This is a genomic window from Haloarcula montana, assembly GCF_035666295.1.
GTDB classification, from domain to species: domain Archaea; phylum Halobacteriota; class Halobacteria; order Halobacteriales; family Haloarculaceae; genus Haloarcula; species Haloarcula montana.
The window spans coordinates 339069-356425 of record NZ_CP142029.1 but is presented as its reverse complement, the minus strand read 5'-3'; the positions used below and the strand labels follow the sequence as shown (position 1 = coordinate 356425).

Below are 17357 nucleotides of genomic sequence, written 5' to 3'. Positions count from 1 at the left end.
CCCGGGCTCAGTACGAGACCCGCTCATACGAGCTGAGGAGTTCATCAGCCTCGCTTTTCATGTCAGCCAGCGCCTGGTCGACATCTTTACCCTGCCACATCCGGTCAGTCTGGTCGATAATCAGATCCGTTGTCCGGGGAAGCGTTCCCATGAAGATCCCCTGGGTCGCAGGCACAGCTTCCCACTGCTGAAGCTGATTGAACGCGGTGTCGTAGAGCGGATTATCGGCAAAGAAGCCCTCGTCTTCGAGCTGAGTGATTGACTCCTTGTGCGACGGGAAGTAGCCGGTGTTTTTGAAATACAGCGCCTGTTGTTCCGGTCCTGTCATACTCCGGAGGAATTTCCGGATTGCATCGCGTTTGGCATTGCTCCGGTCTTTGTCCGTCACCCAGACGGCAGCGCCACCGGTGCTGTGGCCGCCGTGCTCCATGTTCGGTGTCGGCAGTCGGCCAACGCCGACATCAATCCCCTTGTCACGGAATCCTCCGAGGAGGTACGCCAGCCCACCGGATGAGTTCATATGCATCGACGCTGTTCCCTCCCTGAACGCCGTTTCGGACGCCCCCCAGTCGTCTTTGCCGGGGTAGTGATAGAGGTCCGCCATGTCGTTGATCCACCAGTCGAACATCGTCTCCGCGGCATCACTGGCCAGGAATGTCTCAGTCGGCGCACCGTTCATACCGTTCTCTTTGTTACAGAACAGTTGTTGCTGTTCCGAGAGCCAACTCATCGTCCACCAGGCAACGTTTGGCCAGCTGATCCCCTTCTCAGCAACGCCTTGATCAACGATCTGCTGTGAGTACTCCTTGACCTGTTGGAAGGTCTGTGGCGGTGACTCCGGATCGAGGCCGGCCTCTCTGAAGTGGTCCTTGTTGTAGTACAGGAGGATCTGGGAGTTGTTGAACGGAAGCGACCAGAGTTTGCCTTCCAGTTCACTCCAGCCGATTGCCGGCCCGATGTACTGGCTCGTGTCGAGGTCGGGCATGACATCTCCGATGGGTTTGAAATAGCCTGTGTCACGGGCGATGACCGTACTGTTCTTGCCGAGGTGCGCGATGTCCGGGGCGTTGCCGGCCTTGGCAGCAGAGAACACGGCTTTCTGCGCCTCGCCGTAGGACCCCTGTGCCGACGTCTCGACGGTGATATCGTGGTTCGATTCAAACCGGTCGATCATCTCGTTGAACGTCTCCTCGTAGTAACTTCCCCACGCAGGCCAGAACTCGATTGTCGTCGTTCCGTCCGTCGTTCCGCCGGTTGAGGTCCCACTGTCGGTGCCGCTTGATCCGTCGCCGGTATCCCCGCTACAGCCTGCCAACCCGACGATGGTTGCGGCGCCCACTCCTTTAATAAAGCTTCGACGATAGGTATCTCTCACCATGCATTTATCTTGCAGTATCGCATGATTATTAAACTTTTATTATATTTGGGAGGGTAGTGTTTAGTTAAGCATGAAAAGTGAGGCGAGAGAACTAATGACTCCCCTCGATACACCGTTCCGTCGAGAGTAATAATAGCTCTGGTGTACGTCACCTAGGGTCCCCCGCATCTCGAACGGTGATACGTCAGCAGAAACCGCTGCTGACGAAATCACAGGCCTTTCGTTTGCCGCAGGGGCCGCGGCGGCCCTCGTACCACTCCCTCCGATAGCTCTGCCTGTTCATGTCAACTGGAGACTGACGACCACACCACCGATTCCGATCAGCGACAGATAGAGTGACTTTCGCACTACCGGCGCTAACAGTGAACGGTTGATACTCGCTGCAAACCCGATTTTCACGAGGATACTGGAGAGGGTTCCTGCCAGCACACCCTGTGCCGCTACTGCCGGCGATATCTGACCAGTCGATGTCAGCGTCACTGCAGTCGTTGTTGTCGTGCCGCTCGAAACGATGCCGCTGAGGAAGCTCGTAATCAGGAAGCCAGTTGTTCCGAAGATGCGCTGTGCGCCAGCAGTGAGAATCAAGACGGCAAGGAAGAGCACGCCGAACTTCAGCGCATTCGCGCTGCTAAACGGCGAGTCGAAATCCAGTTCGAGATCACCCTCCCAGTCGTTATCGTAATAAGCGAGTCCGACGCCACTGATGGCGATCAGACCGAGCGGCAGTCCAACGCTGACAGCCGACTCGGGGACGAATGCAACGATGATCGCTAAATTCCGGACCGCCATCGCTGCATCAGCTATTAGTATCGTTCCCACTGCGAGCTCTGTGATTCCCACATTGTTCTTTGCACGGCCCGCAATTTCACCGATCACGGCGGTGGAGTTCACCAAACCGCCGAAAAAGCCAGTGACAGCGATCCCCCTACTGCCGTATCGTTGCATCACGATATAGTTGACAAACCCGATTCCACTGACCGCGATCACCAGCATCCAGACCAGTTTCGGATCAATCGCATCCCACGGCCCGTACGTTCCGCCAGGCAGGAGCGGATACACGACAAATGAGATGATCGCAAACTCACCGGCGCTACGGACTTCCTCTCGCGATAACTGGTTCGCAAACTCGTGTAGCTCTCTCCGAAGAACTAGCAGGAACGACGACGTTATGCCGATGATGACGCCGATCAAGACGTGATTGGCTCCGACCAAAATTCCGACCGCGTACGCGACAAGGAGTGAGGTCGACGTTGTCAGGGATAAGCCAGACTCTAGGTCACCATCGTCGCCGGTCCACTGTGCGACGATACCCCGAATCCCGAGCAACCCCCCCTGTACGAGAACCAATGCTCCTCCAGAAGCGAGGAGGATCGTCTCGTTGAGCGACATTGCGGCAGCCCCGACCAGGCTGGTCAGGGTAAACGTGCGGATGCCCGCCGACTTGTTTGCCCACTCTCGTTCGAGTCCAAGCAGCATCCCCAGCGCACCTGCAATAAAAAGGTGCAGTATCTCAGGATCGACAGTTATCCCCTCTATACCTCCGAAAACAGCCGTATTCGCGATTGCACTCAGTACAGTCATCTTAGCTTACAAGCGGTGGTTCCGTCATTTTTATATAGCCTATATACTACTATGTTCTATATAGAAACAACTATACTGATAAGTAATAGGTGTTGGCCTTGAGGTTGGGGTCGCGTTACGTTAGAGAATGAGACGGACGAACTCAGAGTATGTATAACCGAATTCGACCGCCTCAGTGGATCTATCGTGTGGCTCGACTTGTCGTTCGTGGAGCGTCGACGGACTCCCGAGTCGGCGTTTCAAGTGGGCATCCAATGTTATCTGACGATTATATCACTTCTGTATACAAGTAAAGTTCTCGATAAGTTTGAGGTCCAACGCAGTCATGTCTCGATCCACGAGTGGGTTCACAAGGCCGATCTACAGCCGATCCCAACGGTGACTGCGGATCAACTCGCGGTCGACGAAAAGACGATCTGCCCCCCATGGGCAGAAATTTTGGCTGTACGGCGCTGTTAATCCCAAAACGAACGAAATCCTGCACGTCAGCCTCTTTCCGACGGCGACAAAACAGAGACGCGGTGGTTTTTGGCCGAGCTCCACCATCGATATCAGCTTGACGACGTGCTATTTCTTATCGACGGTGCTGATTATCTCGGTCCAGTTCTGGCTGAAGATGACTACCGATTTTAGACGCTTACACAGGGAGATCGGAATGCTACCGAACATATTTTTTGGGAAGTAGAACAGCGAACCTTCTTATTTGCGAATAATTTTAGCCATGTCGAGCTAGAGACAGCTCAAGAGTGGCTCGAAGCCTTCGCTATCTACCACAATTCACGCCAAACTTAACGCGATGCCGTCGTCCCGCCGGTGTAGTAGTGGCCGGCGACGTCCTCGGGGTCGGGCGACGGCGTGTCGGCGTCGCCGTCGTAGTCGGCGAGGCGTGTGTCGTAGTGGTGGAGGTCGACGGCGTCGACCGAGTGTGGGTCGTCGGTGCCGACGACGACCACCGTTCGCAGCGAGTCGATGCTCGTTGCAACAGCCGCGACGGTATCCAGTCATGCCGCATTACAGACGAGGGTCTCCACGCCAGCGTCGGTGAGGAGGTACTGTAACTCCTGGGTGCTGTGCTGTGGATTGAGCGGGAGCCGTGCCGCGCCAGCCCGCGCGATTCCGATATCCATGACCGGCCCCTCCGCCGCGTTCCCGAGGAGGACGCCCACCCGGTCCGTCTGTTCCATACCGAGGGTCACCAGTGCCGCAGCTACCTTCGCTGATCGGTCGTCGACGTCCCCGTACGTCAGCGACTGCGTCCCGTCTTTCAGCGCGGTGCGGTCGGCGTACTTCCGCAGGGCACGGTCGAAGAGTCCGGGGAGCGTTCGAGGGTACACGGCGTACGTATACAGACGCTCGGCCGCGTACTGTGAATCTTCTACACGTACGTACCGGGCTGACAGTCTTCACAGTTCTCCCCACAACCCGACTAGAGAGGGAGTATTCAGCAAATTCAAGCACAACAGTAGAGTCGTATTGTACAGCACTATGCTGTTGAGGTGGTTCACCAGAACCGTTTTTTATGCTGGTTCCCACCTCCATCGTAATGCATATTCTCTGTGTCGATGACGATGCAGATTTTCTGGATCTTACAGCGACGTTTCTCGAACAAAAACTCCCCTCGGCGACGGTTCACACGGCTACACGGTTAGGCGAAGCGAACGACTATCTTACATCTCATTCTGTCAACTGTATCGTCAGTGACTACGAGATGCCCGAGCAGACCGGGCTCGAATTCTTAGAGTCAGTACGCGACCAGTACCCCGACCTGCCGTTCATCTTATTCACTGCGAAAGGCTCGGAAGAAATCGCCAGCCAGGCCATCTCCGCCGGCGTTACTGATTACCTTCAAAAACGGGGGACGGAACAGTACGACCGGCTCGCTAAGAGAATACGCCACGCAGTTGCTGAATACCAGACAGAACACCAGCTCAAAGAGCGACTCAAAGAACTCACGGCCATCCAGACGATCAGTAATCTTCTCTCAGAGAACCAGGAATATTCGACGAAACCACTCCAGCAAATCGTGGAGTACATCCCACGATCTTTGCAATATCCAGAACAAGCCGTCGCACAACTCATTGTGAACGGTGACACATTCACGTCATCGGACTACGAGTCACCAGCGTACTGTCTGACTGCTCACGACGTGACACTCGCTGGCACCGAACTTGAACTCACAGTCGGCTATGTGGACCCAACAGTAGCCAAGAAGGAGACGGACCCATTTCTTCCCGAAGAGAAAGAACTCCTCAGAACGATTCTTCAGTTAATCACTGCGCATCTCGACCGGAAACACGTCGTCTCTGATTTGCAAGAGGCTGACCGGCGGCTCCAACTCATCCTGGAGAATACGACTGCTGTGATGTATCTGAAGGATGCTGATGGCCGCTACGTGTTTGTGAACGCCGAGTACGAACGATTGTTCGATCTTCAGAGTCCCGAGATCGTGGGGCAGACTGACGCGGACGTTCACTCAGAAGCAATGGCCGACGCTGTCTGGGAGAATGATCAGCGAGTGCTCAACACTGGTGAGCCACTCGAAGTCGAAGAACGAATTACTGTAGGCGATGCTGAACGGATTTTTCTCTCACTCAAAGTTCCTACCAGAAACAACGCCGGTGAGGTTGATGGTGTCTTTGGGGTTTCAACAGACATCACGGAACGCAAACACCGGGAACAACAACTCGAAGACCTCAACCATACCATACCGCAGTTATTGAATGCCGATACGGTCGAGGAAGTAGCAGCGGTCGGGGTGGAAGCGGCACGAGATGTACTTGGGCTGGAGGCATGTGCGATTCATCTCTATGACGACGGAGTTGATGGGCTCGTTCCGAGGGCCAGCACTACTGAGATCCAGAACTTGGTCGGTGAGCTTCCGACATTCGAAAACGGAGAAGGAATCGCCTGGCGCGTGTATTCAGAGGGATCTCCGGTTGCTATCGATGATGTCCGTGACGACCTGGATACGTACAACCCAGAAACTGCACTCCGAAGCGAATTGTACTTGCCGCTTGGAGCGTTCGGAATCTTGATCGCTGGCTCGCCGACCCCGTCGGAGTTCGATCACCAAGACGAAACTGTTGGCGAACTTCTCGCAACCCATCTCGTGACCGCGCTTCACCAGATCGAGCAGGAGCAGCAATTACGAGACCGGGAAGATGAACTTGAGGAGCGTAATGAGCGGCTTGAACAGTTCGCCAGTATGGTCTCTCACGATCTGCGTAATCCGTTATCTGTTGCAACGGGCCGGCTCGATTTATACCGAGAAACCGGCGATGCCTCGAATCTTGATGACATAGAGCGGTCACTCACGCGAATCGAGGAACTCGTAACAGATCTTACCGCACTCGCACGCCATGGGACGACGGATGGTGAACATGAACCTGTTTCTCTTCCGGAGATCGCCCATGAAGCGTGGAGTTTGATCGATACACGATCAGCGACGCTTTCGACTGAGGAGTGTATTGTAACCGGTGACCGGAGTCAATTTACGACACTGTTCGAGAATCTGTTCCGAAATGCTGTCGGTCACGGTGGTCCAGATGTGACCGTTCGGGTTGGGCCACTTGATAACGGGTTTTTCGTTGAGGATACCGGGGAAGGGATCGATCCCGAACAGCGCGATACTGTTTTCGAACATGGCTATACCACAGGGTTCAGTGGGAGTGGAATCGGTCTCACAATAGTCAACCGCATCGCTCAAGCTCACAACTGGACGGTATCTCTCAGCAAAAGTAGCGAGGGCGGGGCACGATTCGAGTTCCGAGACGTAGCCGGCGACATATGATGAATACGCGCCCTGTATCTTGAACAGCCAAATCTGACGGCTCAGAGACAGATACCAGTGGTTCACTACGTCAGTACGACCCTCCCAGCTATCAATCGGTTTCATGGAGCTATTCGTGGGCGTCTGGATTGACCACCGAAACGACGCCGTCGATGTCCTTGTCGTAGTCCTCTTGGAGCAACTCGAAGAAGACCATCTGGCTCGTCCTCGCCACCGTAGTAGGGCCGCAGGTGGAGGTCTGCTGACTCGCGGATCACCGGGTTCAACCCGACGTAGCTGACAACCGGTTTATTGCCGTCGAATCGACTGATATCGCCTAACTCGGCGTATATCGTTAACGCCGTAAAGTAACTCACGCCGAGAATCGTCATCAGCAGCTGGGTCTCTGAAAGAGACCCAGCGCGCTCTTCGATCGTTTCTTCGAGGTTCCGAATTTCCTCGGTGACCGTCTCAATCAGTTCAATATACGACTTTCGCAACGAGGCCCATGGCGTCGGGAGCGAGAGTTCCCGCAGGAACTATCGCCTCCTTAGTCAGGGGCTTCACGTCTCCGGTGATGCCGTGATCGGAGAGGAATCCGCGGATCCTGTTTCCATATTTGATACGGTTTTCGGCTAACTGCTCGAGCACGTGCTGGGAATCTCTCACCGATGTTCAACCCACGGTACAATCAGACTAGCGCCGTAGACTCGCCAGACTCGGCCATCTGCCAGACAGTAAGTCCACCAGTCAGGCCGAGACCGACCGCGAAGGCGAACAGGGCGGCGTCGATCCCCGTAGTGGCGACCAACTCCCCGGCCACTACGGGTGCGACGAACGACCCCAACCACCCGGCCACGCTCGCCAGCGAGACGGCCGTCCCGGCGGCCCGAGGCTCGACAAACTCCTGTATCGACTGGTACATCAACCCGATCTGGAGCTGGACGAACACCCCTGCGAGAACGAGTATCGCGACCAGCACCGCGATTGTCGTGCTGTAAAACATCGCGACCGCGAGCATCGTCGCTCCGACGAACGAAGCGGCGAAAACGGGCCGTCGCCGTTGGCCCAGCACCATATCCGAGAGCCACCCACCGATCGGGCGGGCGAAGACCCCGACGGCGGGAAACAGCGCGACGAACGCGCCGCTCTCCGCCAGCGAGACGCCGAACCGTCGGGTGATGTACGTCGGCATCCACGAGTTGAACATCATATACAGCGAGTAGCCCAGCACCGTGACGGCGAGAACCGCCCACACGTTCCGGTTCCGAACCACCTGTTTGAACCCGAGTAGCGTCATCGGTTCCGTAGACGTGTGGAACCGCGATACGCGCCCGACAGCGACATAGAAGGCGACCGACATCACCAGCACCGCGACGCCGAAGGCTGGAAACACCCCCGGCCAGCCAACGACCGCGGCGACGCGTGGCGCACCCAGGTGCCCGATCGCGTATCCCGCCGGATAGCCCGAGATGATGATAGACGTCGCCGTCGCCCGCCTCGTCGGTGGAAACGTACTCGACGCGACGTTGATGCAGGTCACCCACAGCACGAACATCCCGACGCCTGCGAACAATCGCGAGGCGATCAACAACGAAACGGTGCCCCCGCTCGCAGCGACCCAGTCGCCAGCGCTGCCGACGAGGAGCACGGCTGCTGCAGCTGGCACCGTCACACGGGTCTCGACGCGGTCCAAATAAATTCCGACTGGAATCCCAATCACTGTTGCAGCGACCTGGGGCATCGAGACGAGGGCGGCCGCTGTGGCCTCGGTGATTCCGAGGTCGCTCATCACCAGCGGGAGGAGACTGGCTGGCGTGATCAGGTAAGCACCGACGAACAGAAGCAGCAACCATCCGGCCGCGATGGTTGTCCACCGACTTTCTGACCCGGCGGCGAACGGACAGTCGTCAGTCAGGTCGGTCACTCTCCTCCGCCAGAGACGAGACGATGAGTCGCTCGATTCCACGTCGAAGGAGCCCGCCGGCCGCCGGCTGCGAGATGTCCAGTTCAGCAGCGACCTCGCCGAGCGTCGCGTTCCGTGGTTCCTCGAAGTACCCCGCTTCCAGCGCGACGAGTAGTGCCTCCCGTTGACTGTCGGTCAACCCGGCGTCCGTCGAGCCTAAACTGGTATACTGGTTCACACGCAGTAACTCGATGTCGATGTCGTGCCGTCGCGCAGTATCCCAAAGAGCAGCTAAGTTCGTCCGTTCGGGCAGCCAGACGGTGAATATCCAGGCGTCTCCGTCGTTCTCCATATCGAGCACGACACCGTTCTCGGTCGAGATGACCGGCGAGAAGATTTTTGCTTCGTCGGTATACCCGAAACTGTAGATCGCTTTCCCGTCTCCGGTTTCAATCACCCGCTCAAATTCGCCAACGGTGTGGTCGTTCCGCAGTCCGTCTTCGAACCGGGAAAAGTCAGACGACTCTACACGGTAGAAGAACTTTCCCGAGGTCGGGTCGGTCCCTGCCTCTGACACCGATCTGACGCTCGAAGTTCGGTCGTGTGCGACGGTCTCTGTGAGCACTATGTCGGGATGCTCGATTCGCACAGCAGCTTTAATACCAGTCATCGTCCTGTATAGTAGGTGATTTGATATATTATCCTTCCCGATCGACCGGCATTACGTTGATTCACACGAAACGTCATTTTCTTGACGCCCAATGGTATGAATCACGCTCACTCCTCCGTACCGTCCCTGGCGTGAATCTTGGCCTGTTCGCGGGCACTAGGATTGGCCGACTGCTTGAACGGGACCTTCGCTACCGTCGCATAAACAGGTTCGCCGGGCTCCTCTGCATACTCATCCGGGAGGTGTACCTCGAACTCCAAGTCGATGTCGGCGTCGTAGATCGAGTCGTCGAGCGGACCGTCGGTCGCGGCCTGGAGCATCTCTGCCGGTACGTAGCCGAGGGCGAGGTTGGCTTCGAGCTCCGGATTCCATCCCGCCGAGGTCAGGTAGCCACACTCTTCGCCCGTCTCGGGGTCGGAGATGAGCCAGAAGTCCGAGGCCCACTCGATGATCGGCTCGCCGGCCATTTTCAGCCCCACCAGTTTGTGCGTGAATGGATACACGCCGTCTTCGATGGCTTCCTTCTGGCGTTCCAGCTCGGCTTTCCCGATGTAGTCGGCGTCCTTGTCGTCGGGGACTTGGTAGCCGAGATTGACCTGGAACGGCGACGTCTCGTAGTCCATATCCTGCCCCAGCGATAGGATCCCGGCGGCGATCCGTCGACGACCGTTCACCGGCGCCGCGGCACCGCCGTGGTCTTTGACGGTTTCCAGAACCGGGTTCCACACTGCCTCGGCGTTCGTCGTCGCCTCACGGACGTAGATCTCGAAGCCCGCCTCCCCGGAGAAGCCCGTTTGACTCACCAACACCGGGATATCGTTGATCGTCGCTTCCAACAGGCCGTAGTACGGAACGTCTTCGATCCCGGCGTCGATGAGCGACTCGATCACGTCGGGCGATTTCGGACCCTGTACTTGCATTGGCGAGACATCGATCTCGTCGATATCAACCTCGAAATCGTTCCCGACCGTGACGCCCTCCAGCCACTGCAGCAGATCCGCGTCGGCGATGGAGAACCAGAACTCGTCGTCGTCGAGGCGCAACAGGACGAAGTCGTTGAGGATGCCGCCGTCCTCGGTGCAGCAGATGGCGTATTTACCCCGCATCGGTTCGATATCGGTCGCGTCCCGCGTGATGACGAAGTTTACGAACGCCTCGGCGTCGGGGCCCTTGACACGGATCTGACGCTCAACCGCGACGTCCCACAGCGCGACGTGGTTCACTAGCAGGTCGTACTCGGCTTCCGCCCCGCCGTCCTCGGGGTCGATGAACGCCCGGGGGTGATACATATGGTTGTACACTGTCGCCTCATGACAGCCTTCCTCAACGGAGAGGTGCCAGAACGGGGACTCCCGGACCCGGTTCGATATCACCAGGTCGACATCGGCATCGCCCGTCTGCCGGAGGTTTCGGGGAACGATGCGGTCCGACTGGTCCACGCTTGGGTGGTTCTGATGGTGTCTGTTTTCGCACATTACGATCTATTTCGGAGGTTCGACGCCGTGGTTGAACAGGTGTCCCCAGAGGCGCTTGAGCCGACCGGGTTCGCCCGACGGCGTGACCCCGGCGGGGAGATAGAGTTCTAAGTCGGTCGCGCTATCCTGGTCGGCGCGGGTTTTCGTTGCCATACGATCAGGGAACGACTCGTAACTGTATTGCTCTGTAGCTTATTCGTATAACCCCTTTATATCGGGTCCCGGAGTACCAGTAGATTCGTCATTGTGTCGGTACCGAACTCGCAATCGTGGAATGGATCGTCGTCTGGGTTCTCGGGCATCAAATCACGAGCCTACGGTGGGGCCAGTCCTTTCTGCCCAAAAAAACCACCATCTGCTTTGACGCAGATCGACCTGCGAGCGGCTGCGTGTCGCGTCTGTAGACGGTGCTTCACCGCTCGGGATACGCACCTCCTGGGGCTTCCCGACCCACTCACCGAGTTTCTGCCTGAAGTACCGGTGAGCCGTCGACTGGGTGAACACACCCTTGTCGACTATATCGCAACGAGGTCTTTCAGTGCCCGGAACTACCCCATCAGGTGGCCGTCGTAGTCTGGGAGCCCGTTCTCGCGCTGTATCGGGGAACTGTCTACGAACTTCTCCCCTTCTCAATTTATACGAGCAACTGGAGGTCGGCGTCAGCCATCTGTGAAAGCGCAGTCGCCGCACCGACGCCAACTGTGACGCCGTCGTAGAACGCATCGTCATCGTAGTCCATCAGATCCATCGTCATCTGACAGGCTTGGAGGTCAACTCCCATCTCCAACGATGTCTCAAGCAACTCCCCGATTGTCGCAACGTCGTTGTCGGCGATCCGACGTTCCATCATCGTTGTCGCCAGCCGGTCCATCCCCGGTAGCGCAGCGATGGCGTTTGGAACCGGCATGTTAGGGTTGCCGACTGCGGACAGTTTCAGATCTGCCGCCCGTTCCTCGTGGAGGATATCGAGCCCCCAAAAGGTGTGAAAGACGGTGACATCCCAGTCGAAGGCTGCCGCTGTCGAAGCAAGGATCAACGGCGGATACGCCATATCGAGAGTTCCCTGCGTCGCAATGATTACCATCGACTTCTCATCGTCCCTCTCGGCGGCTGTAGCATTGGCCACCGCATCCTCCAGTTCCTCGATACGTGTTTCCAGCGCTGCAATACGCTCCGCGGCCTCGGTACGTGACTCGTCAGGTGTGGCCGCCTCGGCGTCAGTGCTCATTTGACGCGCACCCGGTGCACGTAGACCGTTTCCTCGTTCTCTGTCTGTTCGGATTGTTCGACCAGTTTGACACCCGGCGTCCCGTCTGCCCAGCCGTCGATGTCGCTGACACTCCCCGCGTCCGTCGCATGGACTTCGAGCAGGTCTCCACTTGCGAGGTCGTCAACGGCTTGCTTGGTCTTCACGACCGGCATCGGGCACGATTCACCGGTGACATCCAGTGTTTCTGTCGGTATGTCGGAATCCATTATTGCACCCTATTTGCAATCTTGAATTGGGAGTACAAGAGTATTTCGGGACAGCCACAATTTCTTCATTTCGTATAAACACGTTTCAGCCAACTCTACAGCTATTTAGTTGGTTATTTTGCTATGGTACGTATTGCTTCGTAGGATCACCAGAGTTCAGGGGCTACAGATATATTGCAAAATAAACGCAATCCTTTTAGACGGTGGTCAGTAAGGAAGAGGTATGAGTTCCCCAGAATTCCCGGACACCGAGGCGGACGTTGAGCCGACGAGCGCCGAGTCACTCAAACAACGCATCGATGCTGGCGATCGAGTCACTCTCCTCGATACCCGCGCAAAGAGCGATTTCGAGGAGTGGCACATCGGCGGTGAGAACGTTACGACGGTGAATGTGCCGTACTTCGAGTTCTTCGACGGTATCGACGAGGAGTTGGTCGCCGATATTCCAGCCGACAAGCCTGTCGTGGTGACGTGTGCAAAAGGGCAGTCCAGTGAGTTCGTCGCCGGGTTGCTCGCTGATGCGGGCTACAACACCTCACACCTTGCCGATGGAATGCGGGGGTGGGCCAGACTGTACGAACACACGGACATCGAGTTGGCGACCGGGACGCTCGTCCGACAGTACCGCCGCCCGTCGTCGGGCTGTCTGGCGTACATGGTGGTCAACGACGGCGCTGCCGCGGTCGTTGACCCGCTTCGGGCCTTCGTCGATCGATACGTGGCCGACGCCGCCGACCTCGATGCCGACATTGAATACGTCCTCGACACCCACATCCACGCCGACCACGTGAGCGGGTTGCGGGAGCTAGCCGCCGCGACGGGCGCGACTGCCGTGCTGCCGGCCGCAGCCGCCGACCGCGGCGTGACCTACACCGAGGACGTGACGACGGTTCGCGACGACGAGAGGATTGCCGTCGGCGGGGCGACCCTCTCCGTTCGCGCAACGCCGGGACACACTTCCGGGATGACGACCTATCGGATCGACGACAAGCTCGCGTTGACCGGGGATACGCTCTTCATCGACAGCGTCGCCCGGCCCGACCTCGAGGAAGGGGATGCAGGCGCTCGCACGGCAGCCCAACAGCTGTACGAGACGCTCCACGAGCGACTGTTGACCCTGCCGGGTGAGACGCTCGTGGCACCGGCGCACTTCGGCGAAACGACCGATCCTCGCCAGGACGGCGCGTACCTCGGGTCGCTGGATGACCTGCACAACGAGTTAGATCTGCTCGGGCTCGACCGAGAGGCGTTCGTCCCGTTCGTCCTCGAGGACATGCCGCCGCGGCCGGCCAACTACGAGGACATCATCGCGACGAACCTCGGGCGCGCAAGCGCGGACGACAACGAAGCGTTCACGATGGAACTGGGGCCGAACAACTGCGCTGCGGGGGACTGATGCTCGACGCACTGTTCCCGAACGGCTGGCTGCCGTACCTGCTCGGCGGGGTCTTCATCGGAGTTGGGACCGCCGTCATCTATCTCGCGACGGCGATTCCGGCAGGGGCGAGTACGTTCCTCGAATCCACGCTGTCGTACGTATCTGACCAGCCGCGGTTCGCCCGCTATCGAGCCTCGCGTGACTGGCGCGTCGTCTTCTCGGTCGGTATTGTCCTCGGCGCTGCGGCGTATGCGTTTACGCTCGGTGCCGGGCCGTGGACGACCGATGTCCAGCCGTGGCGACTCGCCGTTGGTGGCCTTCTCGTCGGCGTCGGGACCCGGCTCGGGAAGGGCTGTACCTCGGGCCACGGTGTCTGTGGCGTGGGCTCTGGCTCCCGGACATCCATCGTCGGCGTCATCACGTTCCTGGCGATCGCCATCGGGACCGCCCAACTTGTCGCAGCCGTGGGGGTGGTGCCGTGAGTACCACACCGGACCACGAACAGCATCCGCTGTTCCTGCCCGTCGTCTTCATCGGTGGGCTCGTGTTCGGGGTCGGCCTTGCAGTCGGGCGGATGGCCCGCCCGGAGGTCGTCCTTGACTTCCTGCAGTTCGAGGATCTCGGTCTGCTGCTCGTGATGGGCGGCGCCGCGACCGTGACCGCCGTGACGATCACCCTCGCCGTGCGGTCCGGCCGCCAGGCACCGCTAACTGGCCGTCAGTACGGCCGACGGTTGAAAACGTTCGACCGGAACGTCCTCGCCGGCGGCGCGGTGTTCGGCGTGGGCTGGGGGCTGTCTGGTATCTGTCCCGGTGCTGCATACGCCAGCTTGGGCGTCGGCAATCTCCCGATCCTGTGGGCGATCGGAGGGATGTTCGCCGGCGCGTACCTCCAGGGCTGGCTCCGGACTGCGCTCCCGGACACCAGCACCACGGCGGAGGGCGGAACATGAGCCCACCGCAGTCGGACCTCACAAACGTATTTGGCACTGCTCCCGGAGATAACAGATAATGGTTGACTCGATGGCCGACATGCTTGGCCGGGACCTCGAGTGTGAGTCGTTGCTAGACTGTTTCCACGGCCTGAACGACCTCGACCGCCAGGTGTTCCGGCTCCTCGTGGAATCAGGCGAGCCGCTGACAGTGGACGAACTCGCCGAGGAGATCGACCGCGAACGGACCACAGCGTATCGCGCCCTCCAGCGGCTGCAGGAGGCCGGCATCGTCGAGACGGACCAGCGAAGCTTCGAGTCGGGCAGCTACTACCACGTATTCTCGCCGACCGACCCGGACGAGATTGCCGACGACATGCAGCGGCTGCTCAACGACTGGTACGCGATGATGGGACAACTCATCGTCGAGTTCCGTGAAAAGTACGACGACGTCGACGGCGATGTCGAGACCGATGGTGAACCAGCGGCGCCACCTGACCCCAAATGAGCCAGCAAACCACCGATCCGGACGAGATGGCTGATGACCCGGCTGTCGGCCACGGCCTCCTCGACGAGGAGATGGGGCCGTCGGGTGCGATGGCTCACCTCTATCGAGGTGAGGTCCACCGGATGAAGCTGTGGCGCGAACGGTTGGATCGGACCACGAACTGGGCGGTGCTCTTGCTCGCGGCTATCCTGACGTGGGCATTCACAAACGCCTCTAACCCACACTATGTCCTGCTCATCGGTAACCTCGCCGTCGGGCTCTTCTTGGTCATCGAGGCGCGTCGGTATCGTGCCTACGACATGTGGCGCTCACGGGTTCGGACCCTCCAGCGGAACGTCTTCGCCGTCGGACTTGATCCAACTCGGGAGCCGGCTGACGACTGGCGCCGCCGGCTCGCGTCGGATTACCACCAGCCCGCGTTGAAGATCTCCGCCGAGGAGGCGATTGCCCACCGGCTGCGACGCGTGTATCTGCCGCTGCTGGCTATTCTCAACGGTGCGTGGGTACTCCGGGTGACGGCGTTCAGCCCGGCCAAGTGGCCGGCGAGCGCAACGGTGGGGATACTTCCTGGGACCGTCGTCACAGGGGCGGTCGCCCTGGTGTTCGCTGGGACGGTGTTCATTGCTGTGCGGCCCCGAACGTGGCGAGCACACGATGAACTGCGGACAGAGGATCTCAGAAGCCCCCACGAATAACGACACCTCGTTTGCCGTGAGGACCCGGGGGTTGTTGTGCCCCGGCGAGATACCCATTCGCTCTTATGCAAAGCTGTGGAAAGACCGTCTAGTAACACTCATGTATCACTAAACAGTTCTGCATCGACGGATGGGAGAACGGCGACTTCGGGAAGTCCGTGACCACAGCCAGCATCAACAACGACCTCTACTCGGCTATCCAGAACCAAGCCATTCGAGAGGCGAAATCCGACCACAGCAAGGACGGGACGATTTGCTACCGACAGAGTCAGCCGTTCGCCGTCAACAACCAGAATTGGGAAATCGACACGACCGAGAACGGTACAGTCGTCGTCGGCTTCCCGTGCGTCTCCCAATGGTGGTTTACTGCGCCGTTGAGACGATCGGGATTCTACTGGAGATGTCACTGTCTCGTAGCGGTCCACGTTTCGGGAAGCTAACACCGGAGCTGGGTCTCGCAGACGCCCGTCTCGCTGTTATGTAGAATTGCGGAAAGCCCCGATACCGAGACAATCAACGATTGAGTCGGCAGATTCACCCGCTAGGTTGAGTGAGCGACCGATGCCGAAGGTTCGATGAGTTTCCCGGGAATTCACTTCGCTCATGGGGGGTGTGATCCGGCGAAATACCAGCAGCTGTCGCCTTACTCGCTTGGGTTGACTGGCGATTTGTATTTTGATTTGACCTTCTCTCCTTCTCGCCACTGCCAGTAGTAGTAGCGATTGTCGTTGATTTCCTTGATTGTGATCGTGGCCTTCGACGGGACGCCGTCCGGAAAATCGCCCGGTCGCTGCTCGATCTCGTCGTCCGCCGACTCCTCCTCGGGACGCGCTTCGCGAGCTTTGTGCTCTGCCAGCTCTTCAGCGTAGCGTGCGACGTGCTGGAGCTGGTCTGACGAGTAGCCGTTGAGTGTGTTGACGATCTCTGTCGGGAGTTCCGCTGGCGGCGTCGGGGGCTCGTAGGACATTAGCGGTCGCCTCGTGTTAACCAACAAAGCACGTATCGGCATAGATTTGTTGGTTAATACGATCTCGCGTCGTTACGGGCGAAAGAGTCCGAAGAGCAAACTATTCGGAAAGAGACACGCCGCTAGACGTCGTCAGGACGGGGTGCGTTCTCGTACTTGACCATCTTCTCGGGCTTGTCGGAGATAGTATCGTAGATCTGCTGGAGGGTCTCTTCCGCGGCGAGTAGGTTGTACTCCTCTAGGAACTCTCGACCCCCCTCGGTCAGGCCGTAGAATTTCCACGGGTAGCTCTGTCGGCGCTGATCGTCGTCCAGGGCGACCTCGTTGACGATGCTGGCGTCGATGAGCTTCTGAATGTGCTTGTAGACGGTAGATTCACTCACACTGGGGTTGAGCTCCTCGAGTTCGTACATCGAGGGGAGCTGCGCGGGGTGCTGGTGAATGTTGTTGATCAGCACAAATCGGGTTTGTTGGGTGACGAAGTGGACGAGTTCGTGGGATTCTATTCCCACAGCCGTCTCCAGGTCGGTACTCATACGACACGATACACAGCCCGGCAGAGAGTAGTTTACCCTTGAGTAAAATACTTTGGAGTAAACCACACCTGGTTAAGTTGGTAATTT

The 17357-nt window shown here is 58.3% G+C and carries 18 protein-coding genes and 4 pseudogenes; 8 read left to right on the top strand and 14 right to left on the bottom strand.

All coding sequences use genetic code 11. The annotated features are described in order from the left end of the window. Positions 1-7: 7 nt before the first annotated feature. Both VJ109_RS19270 and VJ109_RS19265 read right to left on the bottom strand, forming a co-directional pair. Positions 8-1339 (bottom strand): ABC transporter substrate-binding protein, encoded by a 1332-nt coding sequence (locus VJ109_RS19270; protein ID WP_324760994.1) that lies wholly within the window; start codon positions 1337-1339, stop codon positions 8-10. A 318-nt stretch (positions 1340-1657) separates the two neighbouring features. Continuing rightward, entirely contained in the window at positions 1658-2959 is a 1302-nt protein-coding gene (locus VJ109_RS19265; protein WP_324760993.1) for an MgtC/SapB family protein, read from the bottom strand. 153 nt (positions 2960-3112) lie between these two features. On the opposite strand from VJ109_RS19265, the pseudogene VJ109_RS19590 reads away from it, so the two are divergent. Next, positions 3113-3751 (top strand): annotated as a pseudogene (locus VJ109_RS19590) (transposase family protein). On the opposite strand, the gene VJ109_RS19260 reads toward VJ109_RS19590, so the two are convergent. Next, positions 3748-3912: a hypothetical protein gene (locus VJ109_RS19260; protein ID WP_324760992.1), complete on the bottom strand. Its 165-nt coding sequence runs from the start codon at positions 3910-3912 to the stop codon at positions 3748-3750. The pseudogene VJ109_RS19590 and the gene VJ109_RS19260 overlap by 4 nt on opposite strands. 48 nt (positions 3913-3960) lie before the next feature. Continuing rightward, on the bottom strand, positions 3961-4293 hold the full coding sequence (locus VJ109_RS19255; protein ID WP_324760991.1) for an AMP-binding protein: 333 nt from the start codon (positions 4291-4293) through the stop codon (positions 3961-3963). A gap of 209 nt (positions 4294-4502) precedes the next feature. On the opposite strand from VJ109_RS19255, the gene VJ109_RS19250 reads away from it, so the two are divergent. Beyond that, complete coding sequence (locus VJ109_RS19250) at positions 4503-6749, top strand: hybrid sensor histidine kinase/response regulator (RefSeq protein ID WP_324760990.1); 2247 nt, start codon at positions 4503-4505, stop codon at positions 6747-6749. Positions 6750-6985: 236 nt separating this feature from the next. Here the strand turns inward: VJ109_RS19250 and VJ109_RS19245 are convergent. From VJ109_RS19245 to VJ109_RS19215, 7 genes and pseudogenes are all read right to left on the bottom strand, one after another. Continuing rightward, positions 6986-7373, bottom strand: a pseudogene (locus VJ109_RS19245) (transposase); the annotation flags it as partial. Positions 7374-7419: 46 nt separating this feature from the next. Beyond that, the gene (locus VJ109_RS19240) at positions 7420-8655 is read right to left on the bottom strand and encodes an MFS transporter (protein WP_324760989.1); all 1236 of its coding nucleotides are present in this window, start codon (positions 8653-8655) and stop codon (positions 7420-7422) included. Further along, positions 8639-9304, bottom strand: a complete 666-nt coding sequence (locus VJ109_RS19235) for a helix-turn-helix domain-containing protein (RefSeq protein WP_324760988.1) — start codon at positions 9302-9304, stop codon at positions 8639-8641. The genes VJ109_RS19240 and VJ109_RS19235 overlap by 17 nt, the downstream gene beginning before the upstream one ends. A 107-nt stretch (positions 9305-9411) precedes the next feature. Then, positions 9412-10779 (bottom strand): glycine cleavage T C-terminal barrel domain-containing protein, encoded by a 1368-nt coding sequence (locus tag VJ109_RS19230; protein WP_324760987.1) that lies wholly within the window; start codon positions 10777-10779, stop codon positions 9412-9414. A 6-nt stretch (positions 10780-10785) separates the two neighbouring features. Further along, positions 10786-10932, bottom strand: coding sequence for a hypothetical protein (locus tag VJ109_RS19225; protein ID WP_324760986.1), 147 nt, complete (start codon positions 10930-10932; stop codon positions 10786-10788). Between the two features lie 481 nt (positions 10933-11413). Continuing rightward, positions 11414-12007 carry a DsrE/DsrF/DrsH-like family protein gene (locus VJ109_RS19220; RefSeq protein WP_324760985.1) on the bottom strand — a complete coding sequence of 198 codons (594 nt, stop codon included), beginning with the start codon at positions 12005-12007 and terminating at the stop codon, positions 11414-11416. Then, positions 12004-12255, bottom strand: a complete 252-nt coding sequence (locus VJ109_RS19215; protein WP_324760984.1) for a sulfurtransferase TusA family protein — start codon at positions 12253-12255, stop codon at positions 12004-12006. The genes VJ109_RS19220 and VJ109_RS19215 overlap by 4 nt, the downstream gene beginning before the upstream one ends. Before the next feature lie 223 nt (positions 12256-12478). Between VJ109_RS19215 and VJ109_RS19210 the strand changes: the two genes are divergently transcribed. The 6 genes and pseudogenes from VJ109_RS19210 to VJ109_RS19185 all read left to right on the top strand — a co-directional run. After that, positions 12479-13651 (top strand): MBL fold metallo-hydrolase, encoded by a 1173-nt coding sequence (locus tag VJ109_RS19210; RefSeq protein ID WP_324760983.1) that lies wholly within the window; start codon positions 12479-12481, stop codon positions 13649-13651. Further along, the gene (locus VJ109_RS19205; RefSeq protein ID WP_324760982.1) at positions 13651-14115 is read left to right on the top strand and encodes a YeeE/YedE family protein; all 465 of its coding nucleotides are present in this window, start codon (positions 13651-13653) and stop codon (positions 14113-14115) included. Before VJ109_RS19210 ends, VJ109_RS19205 begins: the two co-directional genes overlap by 1 nt. After that, a complete protein-coding gene (locus VJ109_RS19200; protein ID WP_324760981.1) occupies positions 14112-14585 on the top strand; it encodes a DUF6691 family protein in 474 nt (157 codons plus the stop codon). Before VJ109_RS19205 ends, VJ109_RS19200 begins: the two co-directional genes overlap by 4 nt. A 58-nt stretch (positions 14586-14643) precedes the next feature. Continuing rightward, positions 14644-15072 (top strand): helix-turn-helix domain-containing protein, encoded by a 429-nt coding sequence (locus VJ109_RS19195; RefSeq protein ID WP_324760980.1) that lies wholly within the window; start codon positions 14644-14646, stop codon positions 15070-15072. Next, entirely contained in the window at positions 15069-15767 is a 699-nt protein-coding gene (locus tag VJ109_RS19190; RefSeq protein ID WP_324760979.1) for a DUF2270 domain-containing protein, read from the top strand. The genes VJ109_RS19195 and VJ109_RS19190 overlap by 4 nt, the downstream gene beginning before the upstream one ends. 107 nt (positions 15768-15874) lie before the next feature. Beyond that, positions 15875-16135: pseudogene (locus tag VJ109_RS19185) on the top strand (transposase); the annotation flags it as partial. 108 nt (positions 16136-16243) lie between these two features. On the opposite strand, the pseudogene VJ109_RS19585 reads toward VJ109_RS19185, so the two are convergent. The 3 genes and pseudogenes from VJ109_RS19585 to VJ109_RS19175 all read right to left on the bottom strand — a co-directional run. Continuing rightward, positions 16244-16342: pseudogene (locus VJ109_RS19585) on the bottom strand (IS1595 family transposase); the annotation flags it as partial. A gap of 68 nt (positions 16343-16410) precedes the next feature. After that, positions 16411-16734: a DUF6788 family protein gene (locus VJ109_RS19180; RefSeq protein ID WP_324760978.1), complete on the bottom strand. Its 324-nt coding sequence runs from the start codon at positions 16732-16734 to the stop codon at positions 16411-16413. A gap of 122 nt (positions 16735-16856) precedes the next feature. Further along, on the bottom strand, positions 16857-17270 hold the full coding sequence (locus VJ109_RS19175; RefSeq protein WP_324760977.1) for a PadR family transcriptional regulator: 414 nt from the start codon (positions 17268-17270) through the stop codon (positions 16857-16859). Between the last annotated feature and the right edge of the window lie 87 nt (positions 17271-17357).

Coding starts and splice junctions, on each gene's coding strand:
- VJ109_RS19265 (WP_324760993.1), bottom strand. CDS start 2,959: ATGACTGTACTGAGTGCAATCGCGAATACGGCTGTTTTCGGAGGTATA.
- VJ109_RS19250 (WP_324760990.1), top strand. CDS start 4,503: ATGCATATTCTCTGTGTCGATGACGATGCAGATTTTCTGGATCTTACA.
- VJ109_RS19235 (WP_324760988.1), bottom strand. CDS start 9,304: ATGACTGGTATTAAAGCTGCTGTGCGAATCGAGCATCCCGACATAGTG.
- VJ109_RS19230 (WP_324760987.1), bottom strand. CDS start 10,779: ATGTGCGAAAACAGACACCATCAGAACCACCCAAGCGTGGACCAGTCG.
- VJ109_RS19225 (WP_324760986.1), bottom strand. CDS start 10,932: ATGGCAACGAAAACCCGCGCCGACCAGGATAGCGCGACCGACTTAGAA.
- VJ109_RS19220 (WP_324760985.1), bottom strand. CDS start 12,007: ATGAGCACTGACGCCGAGGCGGCCACACCTGACGAGTCACGTACCGAG.
- VJ109_RS19215 (WP_324760984.1), bottom strand. CDS start 12,255: ATGGATTCCGACATACCGACAGAAACACTGGATGTCACCGGTGAATCG.
- VJ109_RS19210 (WP_324760983.1), top strand. CDS start 12,479: ATGAGTTCCCCAGAATTCCCGGACACCGAGGCGGACGTTGAGCCGACG.
- VJ109_RS19205 (WP_324760982.1), top strand. CDS start 13,651: ATGCTCGACGCACTGTTCCCGAACGGCTGGCTGCCGTACCTGCTCGGC.
- VJ109_RS19195 (WP_324760980.1), top strand. CDS start 14,644: ATGGTTGACTCGATGGCCGACATGCTTGGCCGGGACCTCGAGTGTGAG.
- VJ109_RS19190 (WP_324760979.1), top strand. CDS start 15,069: ATGAGCCAGCAAACCACCGATCCGGACGAGATGGCTGATGACCCGGCT.
- VJ109_RS19180 (WP_324760978.1), bottom strand. CDS start 16,734: ATGTCCTACGAGCCCCCGACGCCGCCAGCGGAACTCCCGACAGAGATC.
- VJ109_RS19175 (WP_324760977.1), bottom strand. CDS start 17,270: ATGAGTACCGACCTGGAGACGGCTGTGGGAATAGAATCCCACGAACTC.